Raw genomic sequence first — 15368 nt, forward strand, 5'->3', positions numbered from 1 at the left:
GGCTGCTCGGCGTAGGAGAGGTTCACGCCGTAGCGCGAGCCGTCCCCGAGAAGGCGCTCGAAGTTGGGCAGGTCGGTCGGCGTGGAGATGACCAGGATGTCCCGGATGCCCGCCAGCATGAGGGTGGACAGCGGGTAGTAGATCATGGGCTTGTCGTAGACCGGCAGCAGCTGCTTGGAGGTCACGAGCGTGAGCGGGTACAGGCGCGTGCCGGACCCGCCGGCGAGGATGATGCCTTTCATAGCGCTATTACCTTCCGAGGAAAAGGTCTTCGTAGCTGTCGGTGATGAACCGCCACGAATACCGGTCGCGGATAACGGAGGTCGATGCCGTATCAAACTCCTCGATCGACTTCCAGTCCATCATGTCCGCGCGGTTAATAAGTTCAGCTAGGTCTCCGGACTCTTTGCTCCAATACAGGGCCGAGTCCTCAGCGACCTCGCGGTTGAAACCGACATCGAGAAGGAGGTTGAGGCGCGTGGACGCCAAGGCCTCCAGGAGGCTCGGGTTGGTCCCGCCGACCTCATGGCCGTGGAAGTAGCCGTATGCTTTCTCGCGAATCTTCTTCAGGAGCTCCTGGTCGTAGACGGTCCCGACGAATTTGATGCGTGGGTCGGACTTGAACTGCGTCTTACGCTCGAGCTCTGCGAGGAAGGAGTCGTCCACTCCCGTCACGAGCGCGAAATCCCTCTTGGATTCGGAAGCCATGAACTCCCGGATCATGGTCTCGTAGTTGTTCTCAGGCACGAAGCGTCCCACAACTAGGTAGTAGCCGAAGGGCTCGAGGCCCTTCTCGGAGAGCCATCCCGCGAACTTGGGGTCGTCGTCAGCGAGCGCGGATTGCCTGATGTCGGCCCCGTAGGCGATGAAGGTCGTCTCGGGGTGCAGGTCGGCATACTCCCCTCGGATGTACTTCTCGATGTTCTTGGAGTCGCACACCATCAGGTCGGCGTGCTTGACCATCCCGCGCTCCGAGACTTTCCAGTACCTGCGGACGGGCGCGCTCCACTTGGCGCGCTTCCACTCGTGGCCGTCGGGGTTCACGAAGACCTCGCCGCCAAGGGCGTGGATCTTGTTCACGTACCTGCCGAAGAACGGCCCGATGCGACAGGCCAGCACGTAGACGATGGGGTGCTGGACTCGATTCTCCTTGATGTAGGCGATGCACCACTTGAGGGCGTCGATGTCGTAGAAGATGGCCCTCGCGGCACCGACGGGCCTGCGCAGAACGTTGAAGCAGTGCGCCCCGTTGTGCTCGAACTCGCCGACCTCCTCGGCGGAGTCCACGGCGCATGCCACGTGGTACTTGATGTCGTGCGACACCTGATTCTCGGTAAGCTTCTCCACGAACGTCTCGTAGCCGCCGTAGTTAGCCGGAATCCCCTTGGATCCGATGATGAAAACATGCTGCATTAGTACGCATCGCTCCCGTTGAAGACCTCCAGAACCGTGAGGAGGACGATTTTGAGGTCCATAACGATTCCGCGTTTTGCTATGTACTCGAGGTCCCGGCGGACCATGCCGTCGAATCCCGTCGAATTGCGTTCGGTGACCTGCCACCATCCGGTGATGCCGGGCTTCACGGCCAGGCGCTGCAGGTCATACTCGGTGTACTGCTCCACCTCGCGCGGCAGCGGCGGGCGCGGGCCCACGACGGACATCTGGCCCAGGAATACGTTGAGGAACTGCGGGAACTCGTCGATGGAGTGCTTGCGGATGAACTTCCCGATCCTGGTGACGCGGGGGTCCTCCTTCATCTTGAACATCGCGCCGGCGATCTCGTTCTGCCCCTTGAGCTCGGCGAGGCGTTCGTCGGCGTCCCTGTACATGGAGCGGAACTTCCACATGCGGAAGGTGGACAGGCTACCATCGGGGCGGGTCTGACCCACTCGGATCTGGCTGTAGAACGGGTTGCCCTCGCTCTCCAGGCGGATGGCCGCGGCAAGCACAAGGCTGGGTACGGCGATGACGGCCAGCACGCAGCCGCTGAACACGATGTCGAACGCGCGCTTGACGGCGCGGTAGGCCAGGCGCGAGTTGTCCCAGTCCATGATGGATTGCATGGCCTTGTAGCGGCCGGCGCCCTCGCGCCGGTCCATGGCCTGAGCAATGAGCGCCGCCCCCACGGGCTCATCCGTTGCATATTGAGTTTTATCCGACACGTTCTCTTCCAACACTTCGTCCCCGGGTCGGGGATCCTCCCTGGTTTGCACGACAATCGCCAGCAGCTAGGCGATCGCCTTTTTGAGATTGCGCATTAGACGCTGCTCGTTTGAAAGCACGGCAAGGCCAACGCGCGTTGTTACGCGTCGGCCGCACAGGTCGAACTCCAAATAAGCAGTGCTCTTGCGTCTGTTAATGGTTTTGATAAGGCCTTCGTGGCCCAGCAGCGGACCGCCCGTCACCACGACCTGGTCGCCGTCTTTTAAGGCCTCGCTCATGGGCACTACGCGGTCTCCCTTATGCGTAAAGCCACCAATAAGCTGGACCTCTTCTTTTGCCAGCGGCACAAACTGACCGTCCTGGGAAAGCACCCGGGCAAAGTCATCCATGCGCAGCAGATACTGTTGCACGGTTCGGGGATCTGCCGTGTCGCAGATTAGATAACCGGGAAAGAGCGGCTTGGTCGTATTGACCCATTCGTTGTGTACTTTAATCTCGGTTTGAAACTGGGGATAAAAGAGCTCCTGTATGGTACTCGCCGGCACCATACGCTCGATGCGCTCGCGCATTACGTCTTCGCGACCGTTAATCACCTGGATCACATACCACACGAGCACCACCCCCTTGCTGTCTTGCGTGTGGCTCACGGGGTTTGGGTATGGCTTCGCCAGGGCGCTTGTGCGCGAAGGCGCTCCATATTCAAACCCTGAGCCCAGTTAGACAAGCACGTGGCTCTGCCCCACCGTGAACGGTATGTATGAGTGCAGTTGCTAGAGACGCGGACGTGCATCGGAAATAAGACCGCGTCCCCAGCTGGCTGCGTGCGGCCCAGTCAAGCGGGTACAAAACAGGACCGCACGCAAACAGCTGCAGGACTGCTGCGAATTGTCATAAAATATCAATTCGAAAGCACAGCTTGCAAATAGACAAAAACAAAGTCCTTCGATGCGATACGCATGACGACGCTATTGGAGCTCGTGGTGTTTCTGGCACCGCCGTTACGGCCGGATGCTGATCGACCCTGCGCTTTGCGGCTTGCTGGAGCCGTGAGCACAGTTGAACCCATGTAACGTTAGTTATTCTAGCACAGCAGGTGGTCCATACGTTTTGGGGTGTGTTGAGCAACATATTGTTTATTTGCCGTGGTTATGGGGGATATTGTGCCGTCTTGCACACATTGCCGCAGGTTTATGGGGGTGTGTGGGTTGATGGGCACTGCCTGAGTTGTATTGCTGGCGGCGTGAATTGCTCAAACTATTATCTTTGGCTAACAAACTTTGTACAAAACCGGGAAGGTAATTGCACAACTTTTTAGGGTTCAGTTGTCGCAAATTTTGCGACAACTGCACCTGACGGCGAACTGGTGCGGAGCCAGTACCCCCGCGTAAGCTGGTCTTGAGTGGGAAAGCAATTTGCAAAATCTGCAAAAATGCAGCTGACGGCAAACTTTTGCAAATAAAAAAGGCCACTCGGTTGAGTGGCCTTGCATTCACGATGGTGGAGACGAGGGGGATCGAACCCCTGACCTCTTGACTGCCAGTCAAGCGCTCTCCCAGCTGAGCTACGCCCCCGTGACGAAGTAGTACTATAGGAGAAGTTGGCGCGGCGTGCAAGGACTTTTTTGAGTTGATTATCTTACTTACGGGTTTTCCTGGGACAGCGCTGAATTGACTGATTTTGACTTCGGCAAAATCAGTCAATTAACCCACCGTCCCGATAAACCCCTCACGCGGCGATGCCTTACTTGTAGAGGTAGGCGATTGCGGTTCCTTGGTGGACTTGGATCTTGGCAGTTTTCCTTACGACATTAGAGATGCCGGTGTCGGCTAGCAGGCCCAGGGGGTTGTGATCTAACTCCCACTCTAGGCCGTGTTCGCTTACCTTGGTGTTGGGAGCGATGGCAATGATGGAGAAGGTTTTGCCCTCGGCGCCATCAATGGTCCAGGTCTCGTCCTGGTGCAGGATTCTGGCCGTCACTTCGTCTTCTTCGATCCAGACGGGGGCGTCCGCATAGCCTGCCAGTAGCCCTAACACAGACAGAGACATGTCCGGGCGGCCGCCGGTGGCGCAGGTCGCAACCACTTCGGCACCCGGCCAGCGACGACGGACGGAATCGAGCGCCAACGCCAGATCGGTATAGTCCTTGTAAGGGTCGTGGCGCTCTACCTCAAAGGCTTCGGCGGCATCGACCAACGCACGACCTGCGTCGCTCACCGTATCGGCATCTCCTACATATACGTCGCAGCCCAGCCCCGCGCCCAGCAGCGCGTCGAGCCCGCGGTCCACGGCGATGACGTGATCGCACTCCCCTGCTAAGCGGCGCAACAGATCCGCGCTCGCCACCACCGGCGAGCCGCAAACCACTAATACCTTACAAGCCACAGCCCTCGCCTATCCCTCAAACGCAAGCACGCGGGCCAGATCCAGCTCCTCGTAGCAGTCGATAAAGATATCGCAGTTGGCGCGCACATCGTCGCGCTCCATACGGCCATGCGGGTCATAGATACCCACGCGCTTAAAGCCGGCGGAGCCAGAGCTCTTTAGGCCAAAGACGGCGTCCTCAAACACCCATGAGCGCTCAAACTTGTGCCCATGGCGCCCCTCCAGACGGCGAAGCGCCAGCTCGTATACGTCGGGGAACTGTTTGGAACGTCCCGCCTCGCCCGTGGTGGTCACAAACTCCATGTAGGCATCGAGCCCGGCGCCCGCAAGCGCAGACTTAACCAGCTCGGCCGGCGTGGACGTAGCCACACACATGGAAATGCCCGCCGCCTTCGCCTGCTCCAAAAATGCCAAGAGCCCCTCGCGCGGCGGCACCTTGGAGTACCCATCGATCAGGATGTCGCTCAGCTCGCGATACAGCTCCTCGCCATTCTCGCCAATGCCCCACGTGTCGTGGTATGCCTGGCACTCATCCTCGAGCGACAAATGCTCAAACTGGGCAAAATCGTCGACTGTTACGTCAACTCCGTGGCGGCGCAATAACTCGGGCTGGGCATAGGCCCAAACGGGGGTGCTATTAACCAGTGTTCCGTCGCAATCGAAAATAAAAGCGACATTGGGAGCAGCGGTCTGGGACATAAACGAACCTTTCGATGTCAAATGGTAAACATCCTGCTAAAAACGTTTTACCAAACGTCAGACTAACAATCTTGAAACCCTAATTGGTAAAACTGTCAAGAGTTTTACCATCGCAATTCTGCCAGTGGTCTAAACATGGCGCTCGCCGATTAAACACCGCCGCAAATCCACTTTTCTCCATAAAAGTAACGAACAGGTGTTATCGTATTTCGTGCCGAAAGTTCCACCGAGCACGCGAGGTGGAACGAATCATAGAACTATCGCCGTCCCTTCGATTCGTGCAGCCTTGGACCTTTCGCAACTAGTCACCAAGGCAACATGCTGCCGCGTCATGATGGGATCAAACGTGAGCGATACAAAGCTAAAGCCAGCAACTAAAAAGCCCGCTACCCGTAAAGCCGCCCCGCACGCACCGGAACTCTCCAAGGACGATGTCTACCTGTTTGGCATCGGCACGTGGGAGCGCAGCTGGGAAAAGATGGGCGCGCATCCCGACACGCAGAACCGTACGCGCGGCTGGCGTTTTTGCGTTTGGGCGCCCGATGTAAAGAGCGTGCATGTCATTGGCGAATTTAACGACTGGGATGAGGAAGCCAACCCGCTGGTGCCCGTGCATACGAGCGCTATTTGGGAAGGCTTTATTCCTGGCGCCGAGCAGGGCCAGCTCTATAAATACCTCATCGAGACCAACGAGGGCGAGAAGCTCTACAAGGCCGATCCGTACGCCTTTAAGGCTGAGTGCCCTCCGGGTACCGCCAGCGTGCTGTGGACCCTCGATGGCTATAAGTGGAACGACACCGCGTGGCTCAAGCGTCGCGCCAGCCACAACCACATGTCGCAGCCGCTCAACATCTACGAGGTGCATATTGGCTCGTGGAAGCGCCACGGCGACGCCCCGCAGGGCGAGCCGGACGAATACGGCAACTACCCCGGCCCCATGGACCCCTTCCCCGCGCAGCGCGGCGAGTTCTACACCTACGACGACCTGTCGGTGGAGCTCGTGGACTACGTGCGCGACATGGGCTACACGCATATCGAGGTCATGCCGCTTATGGAGCATCCTTTCGACGGCTCCTGGGGCTACCAGACGACCGGCTACTATGCCGCCACGTCGCGCTACGGCAACCCGCAGCAGCTCATGCACTTTATCGATGCGTGCCACGAGGCGGGCATCGGCGTGATTATGGACTGGGTGCCCGGCGGTTTTTGCGCCGACTCCCACGGCCTTGCCACCTTTAACGGCCACATGTTGTTTGAGCACGAGATTCACCCCAACTGGGGCACGCACAAGTTTGACTTCGCGCGCGGCGAGGTCCGCTCCTTCCTGGTCTCCAACGTGCTGTATTGGCTCGAGAACTTCCACGTTGACGGCATTCGCATGGACGGCGTGTCCAGTATGCTGTACCTCAACTTTGGCATCGACGATCCCGGCCAAAAGAAGTTCAACAAGTACGGTACCGAGGAGGATCTGGACGCCAGCGCGTTTATCCGCCAGGTCAACTGCGCTGTAGAGGCGCACTACCCCGACGTGATGATGATGGCCGAGGAGTCCACCGCGTGGCCGCTCGTGACCTACCCGCCGCAGGACGGCGGCCTGGGCTTCCACTACAAGTGGGACATGGGCTGGATGAACGACACCCTGCACTACATGCAGACCGATTTTCCGTGGCGCCCCGGCAACCACGGCCTGCTCACGTTCTCCATTATGTATGCCTTTACCGAGAACTTTATCTGTCCGCTGAGCCACGACGAGGTCGTGCACGGCAAGTGCTCGCTGATCGGCCGCATGCCGGGCGACTGGTGGCGCCAGTTTGCCGGCCTGCGCACGCTCGCCTTTTACCAGATGACGCATCCCGGTGCCAAGCTCAACTTTATGGGCAACGAGATCGGTCAGTTTATTGAGTGGCGCTACTACGAGTCCATCCAGTGGTTCCTGACCGAGGAGTATGAGACCCACCGTCATCATCAGGCGTTCATTAAGGCGCTCAATCACCTATACACCGCCGAGCCCGCCCTGTACGAGCGCGGCTACACCGACGACGGCTTTACCTGGATCGATGCGGACAACTCCAAGCAGTCAATCGTGAGCTTTGTGCGCCAGGGCGAGGACATCGACGACGATCTGGTGATCCTGATCAACTTTGACCCGGCGAGCTATGAGAGCTTCCGCGTGGGCGTACCGCGCGAAGGCGACTGGGAGGTCATCTTCGATTCCGACCGTCCCGAGTTTGGCGGCAGCGGCTATGCCGGAGAGGAGCCCTACACCTGCTCGAGCGAGCCCTATCCCTGGAACGGGCAGATGGACTCCATCGAGATTAAGGTGCCCGGCCTGGCTGGCGTGGTGCTTAAGCGCCGTGGCCCCAGCAGCTATAAGCCGCCGGTGGTGGAGGCTCCCAAGAAGGCGACGCGCAAGCGCACGTCCTCGGTGAAGCCCAAGCCTGCGACTGCCAAGAAGGCTCCTGCTAAGGCGAAGGCCAAGTCTGCTTCTGTTAAGCCGTCTGCCAAGAAAGCGTAACAAAGGCGTTACCACTGTAATTACCCGCCCCGCGGGGGCGTAGGATACATGTCATAACCGTTCCGGGAGAAACATCCCCGGGGGAAAGGAACGTATGAATAAGATCTTCGACAACAAGCAGGAGTTTACCGAGCTCTATCGCGATGCCGTCATGAGCATCAGCGGCAAGAGCGTCGAGGCCGCCAGCGACCTCGACCGCTTTAACGCCCTGGCCAAGCTCGTGGCCGAGAAGGCACGCACCGTCGCCACCAAGAGCGACGCCCGCGTCACCGCCGAGGGCAAGAAGCGCGTGTACTACTTCTCGATCGAGTTTTTGATCGGCCGCCTGCTCGACAACTACCTGCTCAACTTTGGCGTGCGCGACATGGTCGCCGAGGCGCTCGACGACATGGGTTTCGACCTTTCCGTCATCGAGAACCAGGAGCCCGATCCGGCTCTGGGCAACGGTGGCCTGGGCCGTCTGGCCGCGTGTTTCCTGGATTCCATGGCAGCCGAGGGCATTGCCGGCTACGGCAACGGTATGCGCTACCGCTACGGTCTGTTTAAGCAGGAGATTGTCAACGGCAGCCAGGTCGAGACCACCGACGAGTGGCTCACCCACGGCTATCCCTGGGAGGTCCGTCGTCAGGACAAGGCCGTGACCATCAAGTTTGGTGGCCATGTTGAGGGCTTTGAGGAGGACGGCCGCACGTTCTACCGCACGGTGGACACGCAGGACATCCTGGCCGTCCCCTATGACATCCCCGTCGTGGGCTATGCCGGCGAGACCGTCAACAAGCTGCGCGTCTGGGCCGCCGAGCCGGTCGTGGAGCACTTTGACCTGGAGGCCTTCAACCGCGGCGACTACGCCCTGGCCGATGCCGAGCGCGCCGAGGCCGAGGCCATCAGCGCCATCCTCTACCCCAACGACGCCGGCGAGCACGGCCGTCTGCTGCGCCTGAAGCAGGAGTACCTGTTTGTCTCAGCCGGCATCTACAGCCTGCTCGACACCTTTGAGAAGGAGCACGGCGAGAACTGGGAGCTGCTGCCGCAGTTTGTGGCCATCCACACCAACGATACCCACCCCGCCATGTGCGGCCCCGAGCTCATGCGCATCCTGATCGACGAGAAGAAGCTCGAGTGGGATGACGCCTGGAACATCGTGACGCAGGTCGTGAGCTACACCAACCACACCATCCTGCCCGAGGCTCTGGAGAAGTGGCCCATCGGCACGTTCTCCAAGCTCCTCCCCCGCGTGTACCAGATCATCGACGAGATCAGCCGTCGCTGGCACGAGTCGTTCGACACCACGCAGGAGGGCTGGCAGGAGCGTCTGCGCCAGACCGCCATTCTGTGGGACGGCGAGATTCGCATGGCCAACCTGTCCGTGATCTGCAGCCATAGCGTCAACGGCGTGGCCAAGATCCACTCCGACATCATCAAGAACATCGTGCTCAAGGACTTCTATGCCCTGACGCCCGAAAAGTTCAACAACAAGACCAACGGCATCTCGCACCGTCGTTTCTTTGCCGAGGCCAACCCCACCTATGCCAAGCTCGTGACCGAGGCCATTGGCGACGGTTGGCTCAAGGACGCATTTGAGCTCGAGAAGCTCAAAGAGTTCCAGAACGACAGCGAGTTCCTCAAGGCCGTGGGTGCCTCCAAGCGCGCCAATAAGGAGCGCCTTGCTGCCTACGTCAAGGCCGAGACCGGTCTGGTTATCGATCCCAACACCGTCTTCGACGTTCAGGTAAAGCGCTTCCACGCCTACAAGCGCCAGCTCATGAACATCATGAAGGTGATGGACATCTACAACCGTCGCATCGCCGACCCCAACTTCCACGTGACGCCGACGACCTTCATCTTTAGCGGCAAGGCCGCCTCGAGCTACACCTTTGCCAAGGAGACTATCCGCCTCATTAATTCCGTGGCCGACGTCATCAACAACGACGCCCGTGTGAACGAGGTCATGAAGGTCTGCTTTATCCCCAACTTCCGCGTGAGCAACGCCCAGCTCATCTACCCCGCTGCCGAGATCTCGGAGCAGATCTCTACAGCCGGCAAGGAGGCCTCGGGCACGTCCAACATGAAACTCATGATGAACGGCGCCATTACGCTGGGCACCCTCGATGGCGCAAACATCGAGATCGCCGACCTGGCCGGTCGCGAGAACGAGGCCATCTTTGGTCTGACCGCCCCCGAAGTCGAGCAGCTCTGGGCATCGAACAGCTACTTTGCTTGGGATACGCTCAACAACGATCGTGAGCGTCTGGGCCGCGTGATGGACGAGCTCAAGGACAACACCTTTGCGGGTCTTTCGGGCAACTTCGAGAGCATCTACAACGAGCTCATGAACAACAACGACCCCGACCTGGTCATGGCGGACTTCCGCAGCTACGTGGATGCGTGGGAGAAGCTTACGGGCAGCTATGGCGACCAGGAGACCTGGAACCGCAAGGCCCTGCTCAACACCGCCTCGAGCGGCTGGTTCTCGAGCGACCGCACCATTCGCGAGTACCGCGGCGAGATCTGGCACGCGTAAAGGCCGCGAGCTCCCCTATGCCAGCACGGCATTACTCGACGGGCGCGACCGAGCGCCGCGCCCGTCGCTAATGGGTTAGGAACATCGATGACAGAAGGAGAAATCGATGAGTAAGAAAGAATGCATCGCGATGCTCCTCGCAGGAGGACAGGGCAGCCGATTGGGGGCACTCACCCAAAAGATCGCAAAGCCGGCGGTTAGCTTTGGTGGCAAGTTCCGCATTATCGACTTTTCGCTCTCCAACTGCTCCAACTCGGGCATCGACACGGTGGGCGTTCTGACGCAGTATCGCCCCTACCTGCTGCATGCCTACGTGGGCTCCGGCGAGGCTTGGGATCTGGACAGCCGCGACGGCGGCGTGTCGATCCTGCCGCCGTACGAGACGCAGACCGGCGGCGCCTGGTATGCGGGCACGGCCGACGCCATTACGCAGAACCTCGACTACATCAAGGCCAACGACCCCAAGTACGTCCTGATTCTTTCGGGCGATCACCTGTATCGCATGGACTACCGCAAGATGCTCAAGACGCACATTGAGAACAACGCCGACCTCACGGTGAGCGTTATGCCCGTGCCGTGGGAGGAGGCCAGCCGCTTTGGCATCCTGACCACCGACCCCGAAGACGGCCGCATCACCAAGTTCACCGAGAAGCCCGAGAAGCCCGATTCGAACCTCGCATCCATGGGCATCTACATCTTCTCGGCCGACGTGCTGATCGAGGCGCTCGAGGAGGACGCTCTGGATCAGCGCTCGAGCCACGACTTTGGCAAGGACATCATCCCCAAGCTGCTCGGCGAGAACAAGCGCCTGTACAGCTACGAGTTCCACGGCTTTTGGAAGGACGTCGGCACCATCGCCAGCTTCCATGAGACCTCGATGGACCTGCTGGGCAACAACCCCGAGTTCGATCTGTTTGACAAGAACTTCCCCATCATGTCCAACATCACCACGCGTCCGCCGCACTACATTGGCCCGGACGGCCGCCTGGACGACTGCCTGGTCTCCAACGGCTGCAAGATCTACGGCACCGCTCGCCACTCGATCCTTTCGACCGATGTCATCATCGAGGAGCGCGCCGTGGTCGAGGACTCCGTGCTGCTGCCGGGTGCGCACGTTAAGAGCGGCGCGCACATCTGCCGCGCTATTTTGGGCGAGAACTCCACGGTCGAAGAGGGCGTGAAGCTCGGCTCTGTCGATACCACCAAGGATACGGCCGTCGTTGGAAATGACGTCGTTATCGGGAAGGGGGAATGATCCGATGATCAATCGCAAGGCCATCGGTTACATCACCGCTAACTACTCTTCGACCTACGGCAGCGTCCTGCTCAAGGACCGCCCCATCGCGTCCGTTCCGTTTTTGGGCCGCTACCGCCTGATCGACTTTCCGCTGTCCAACATGATGAATGCCGGCATTAAGACCGTCGGCGTCGTCATGCCGGGCAACTACCGCTCGCTGATCGACCATGTGGGCTCGGGCAAGGACTGGGGCCTGGACCGCAAGAAGGGCGGCCTGTTCATGGTGCCCGGCAACGCGTATGGCACCACCAAGGGCGGCATGCGCTTCCTGCTGCGCGACATCATCTCCAACAAGACGCTGTTCCAGCGCTCGGAGAATCCCTATGTTGTGATGATGGGCACCAACATCATCTTTAACATGGACCTCAACACCATCATCGAGGCGCACGAGAACTCCGGTGCCCAGATGACCGTGGTGTACTGCAAGGCCACGCGCAATGTCGAGGACGAGACCAAACTCGAGATTAACGAGAACGGCCGCCTGACGGGCGTGAGCGCCGGCGTCGCGTACGGCGACAACGCCTCCATGGACTGCTGCATCGTCAACCGCGAGACGCTGCTCGAGATCATCGACCACTACCAGGCAGCCGACTATCTGGACCTGCTCGAGGCACTCCAGGGCGACTTTGGCAACATCGACGTGTGCAGCTACGAGTACAAGGGCGAGGTCGTGGGCGTGTTTAGCGAGAAATCGCTGTATCGCCGCAGCATGGACCTGCTCGACCAGACCGTTGCCGACCAGCTCTTTGACCCCGAGCGCCCGATCCTGACCAAGGCTCACGACGTGCCGCCTTCGCGCTATGCGACCGGCAGCCACGCGTGCAACTCAATCATCTCGGCCGGCTGCATCATCAAGGGCACCGTGCGCAACTCGATCCTGTCGCGCGGCGTCGTGGTCGAGGAAGGTGCTTCGGTGACCAACTCGATCATCAACCAAAGCTGCATCATCAAGAGCGGCGCCCGCGTCGAGAATGCCATTCTGGACAAGAACAACGTGGTTCCCACCAACACCGAGCTTCGCGGCACGCCCGAGAACATCCTGGTGCTGGGCAAGGCTCCGTTAACTTCTGACACCACCATCGTACGTTAACGTTGGCACCGCAACATCGCTCGTAACATGTAGAATAGCCGCCCGGTTTGCGCCAGGCGGCTATTCTCGAATTGCAACATGGGAGACAATATGGCAGATTCCAGCAAAAAGATGCAGATCGTGTTTGCCTCGGCCGAGTGCGCACCGTTTGTAAAGACCGGTGGCCTGGGCGACGTGGCGGGCTCGCTGCCTGCGGCGCTTGTGCGCGCCGGCGCCGAGGTTATCGTGATGGTGCCCAAGTACGCCACCATCAAGGACGAGTACAAGGCGCAGATGGAGCACTTCTCCGACTTTTACGTGAGCCTGGGCTGGCGTAACGAGTACTGCGGGCTCGAGAAGCTCGAGCACGACGGCGTCACCTATATGTTCATCGACAACGAGCGCTACTTTGCGCGCGACTATCCGTACGGCTTCTTTGATGACGGCGAGCGCTTTGCGTTCTTCTCCAAGGCCATCACCGAGAGTCTGCAGCACCTGCCGGCCGGCTTTGAGTGCGACATCCTGCACTGCAATGACTGGCAGACGGCGCTGGCGCCCGTATTCTTGCGCGAGTTCTACCAGGGCCTGCCGCTGTACGACCGCGTCAAGACCGTGTTCTCGATCCACAACGTGGCGTTCCAGGGCCAGTTTAGCGACACTGTGATGGAGGACATCCTGGGCGTGGCGCATATTCCGGCGGCCGCCTCGCAGCTGCGTTGCGACGCCTGCAGCATCAACTACATGCTGGGCGCGCTGCGCTATGCCGATGCCATCACCACGGTGAGCCCCACCTATGCCAACGAGATCCAGACGCCCGAGTTTGGCGAGGGCCTGGACGGCGTCCTGCGCGAGCGCTCCTATGCGCTGCAGGGCATTTTGAACGGCATTGACGTGGCGGGCTTTGACCCGGCGACCGACAAGCGCATTGCCGCCAACTACACGGTTGATGACCGTTCCGGCAAGGCCGTGTGCAAGGCAAAGCTGCAGGAGGAACTGGGGCTCGAGGTGCGCGACGACCGCCCGCTCATGGTGATGGTCACGCGCCTGACGCGCCAAAAGGGCATGGACCTGGTCATGTACGCGCTCGACCGCATCCTGGTCGGCGGCGTACAGGTGGCCGTGCTGGGCACCGGCGACCGCGACTACGAGGACGGCCTGCGTTACTTCCAGGACAAGTACCCCGGCACCATGGCCGCGCGCATCGAGTTCGATCCGGCGCTGTCGCAGCGCATGTATGCCGCCGCCGATATGTTCCTGATGCCTTCGAAGTTTGAGCCCTGCGGCCTGTCGCAGATCATCGCCATGCGCTACGGCACCCTGCCGATTGTTCGCGAGACCGGCGGTCTGAAGGACACGGTAATCCCGTATAACGAGTTTACCGGCGAGGGCACGGGCTTCTCGTTTAGCAACTTTAACGGCGACGAGATGGGCGACGCCGTGTTCCGTGCGGCGCGCCTGTTCTGGGATAACCGCGACGCTTGGAACCAGCTGGTCACGCAGGCCATGAGCCAGGACTTTAGCTGGACGCGCTCGGCCGACAAGTATCTGGACCTGTATTTCTTTATGCACCCGGAGATTGAGAGGCCGGCAGCTGTTGTCGACGAGCCTGAGGCTGTTGCTGAGCCGGTGGCCGCTGAGGAGCCCAAGGCCGAGGCGAAGCCCGCTGCTGATGCCGAGGTTAAGCCCGCTGCGAAGCCTGCCGCTAAGAAGACGACGGCCCGCAAGACGACGGCTAAGAAGGCCACGGCGAGCAAGTCTACAACTGCGAGCAAGACCTCTGCAGCCAAGACCACTGCCACTAAGGCCACCGCTGCAAAGACGACTTCGGCCAAGGCAACGACCGCGCGCAAGCGCACCACCGCAGCTGTCAAGAAGGCCACCGAGGCCGAGGTCGTTCCCGAGGTAAAGGCCGAGACCGCTGCAGCCGAGGTTAAGCCCGCGGCAAAAGCTCCGGCCAAGGCCGCTGCCAAGAAGACGACCGCCAAGAAGACCACGGCTACGAAGTCGACGACCAAGAAGGCCGCCACGACCAAGGCAGCCGCTAAGCCGGCCGCCAAAGTCGAGGAGACGCCCGCTGCGCCTAAGGCTGAGGAAGCTGTCGAGGCTAAGCCGGCCGCCAAGACCACCACGCGCAAGCGCACTACGATGACGGCCAAAAAGGCCACGGCCAAGGCCGCTGCTCCCAAGGCAGAGGCTAAGGTCGAGGAAAAGCCCGCAATAAAGGCCGAGCCGGAACCGAAGGCCGCCGAGGTCAAGACCGCTCCGAAGGCTACGGCAAAGACTGAGCCCGCCAAGGAGGCCTCGGTCTCCCCCGCCGCTCCCACTGAGGAAAAGGCTCCTACCAAGAAGACCTCCGTCCGCAAGGCAACGGCCGCCCGCAAGCGCCGGTAATCCGGACGATTAAAACTTAATCCCCAACGCAAAAGAGGGCGCCCCAACCAGGCGCCCTCTTCTTGGTTGAACTTCGCATTAAAAAGAGGCCGGTTTACTACGACAAAATGGCTCCGACCGACCACGGCATGTAATCTACAAAAATGGTAACGCTTCTACCTGCGGTTTTAATATCACCAAATTGACTGTGGTTGAGATCATTAAATTCATCGTAGTAAACCGGGGTACTTTTGGTTGGCTACAAATAGTATCGGTATAGGCGTTTTTGAATATCGCGATAATTTGGATGGTAAAACGATTTTCTAGGACAACCGTTCGCCGATAATGAGCG

Annotated in this window: 11 protein-coding genes and 1 tRNA gene; 5 read left to right on the forward strand and 7 right to left on the reverse strand. The window is 59.8% G+C overall.

All coding sequences use genetic code 11. The features are described 5' to 3' along the window. From DW925_RS03055 to DW925_RS03085, 7 genes are all read right to left on the reverse strand, one after another. On the reverse strand, positions 1–242 hold a 242-nt coding region (locus tag DW925_RS03055), incomplete at its 3' end, for a sugar phosphate nucleotidyltransferase (RefSeq protein ID WP_158565731.1). A 7-nt stretch (positions 243–249) separates the two neighbouring features. After that, entirely contained in the window at positions 250–1413 is a 1164-nt protein-coding gene (gene cps2T / locus DW925_RS03060; RefSeq protein WP_117790323.1) for a beta 1-4 rhamnosyltransferase Cps2T, read from the reverse strand. Further along, complete coding sequence (locus DW925_RS03065; RefSeq protein ID WP_233540216.1) at positions 1413–2162, reverse strand: sugar transferase; 750 nt, start codon at positions 2160–2162, stop codon at positions 1413–1415. The genes cps2T and DW925_RS03065 overlap by 1 nt, the downstream gene beginning before the upstream one ends. Positions 2163–2228: 66 nt before the next feature. Continuing rightward, the gene (gene loaP, locus DW925_RS03070) at positions 2229–2774 is read right to left on the reverse strand and encodes an antiterminator LoaP (RefSeq protein WP_233540217.1); all 546 of its coding nucleotides are present in this window, start codon (positions 2772–2774) and stop codon (positions 2229–2231) included. A gap of 884 nt (positions 2775–3658) precedes the next feature. Continuing rightward, positions 3659–3734, reverse strand: a tRNA-Ala gene (locus DW925_RS03075). Positions 3735–3903: 169 nt separating this feature from the next. Continuing rightward, the gene (locus DW925_RS03080; RefSeq protein ID WP_117790325.1) at positions 3904–4545 is read right to left on the reverse strand and encodes a thiamine diphosphokinase; all 642 of its coding nucleotides are present in this window, start codon (positions 4543–4545) and stop codon (positions 3904–3906) included. A gap of 9 nt (positions 4546–4554) precedes the next feature. Further along, positions 4555–5244: an HAD family phosphatase gene (locus DW925_RS03085; RefSeq protein WP_117790326.1), complete on the reverse strand. Its 690-nt coding sequence runs from the start codon at positions 5242–5244 to the stop codon at positions 4555–4557. 331 nt (positions 5245–5575) lie between these two features. On the opposite strand from DW925_RS03085, the gene glgB reads away from it, so the two are divergent. The 5 genes from glgB to glgA all read left to right on the forward strand — a co-directional run bounded on the left by glgB (position 5576) and on the right by glgA (position 15037). After that, the gene (gene glgB, locus DW925_RS03090; protein WP_117790327.1) at positions 5576–7759 is read left to right on the forward strand and encodes a 1,4-alpha-glucan branching protein GlgB; all 2184 of its coding nucleotides are present in this window, start codon (positions 5576–5578) and stop codon (positions 7757–7759) included. Positions 7760–7853: 94 nt separating this feature from the next. After that, positions 7854–10280: a glycogen/starch/alpha-glucan phosphorylase gene (locus DW925_RS03095; protein ID WP_117790328.1), complete on the forward strand. Its 2427-nt coding sequence runs from the start codon at positions 7854–7856 to the stop codon at positions 10278–10280. Between the two features lie 106 nt (positions 10281–10386). Further along, on the forward strand, positions 10387–11535 hold the full coding sequence (locus tag DW925_RS03100; protein WP_035138263.1) for a glucose-1-phosphate adenylyltransferase: 1149 nt from the start codon (positions 10387–10389) through the stop codon (positions 11533–11535). Positions 11536–11539: 4 nt separating this feature from the next. Further along, entirely contained in the window at positions 11540–12667 is a 1128-nt protein-coding gene (glgD, locus tag DW925_RS03105) for a glucose-1-phosphate adenylyltransferase subunit GlgD (RefSeq protein ID WP_117790329.1), read from the forward strand. A gap of 90 nt (positions 12668–12757) precedes the next feature. Continuing rightward, positions 12758–15037, forward strand: a complete 2280-nt coding sequence (gene glgA / locus DW925_RS03110) for a glycogen synthase GlgA (protein ID WP_199577030.1) — start codon at positions 12758–12760, stop codon at positions 15035–15037. The last annotated feature ends 331 nt before the right edge of the window (positions 15038–15368 follow it).

The organism is Collinsella sp. AM43-1 (assembly GCF_003467925.1).
Classification (GTDB): Bacteria; Actinomycetota; Coriobacteriia; order Coriobacteriales; family Coriobacteriaceae; genus Collinsella.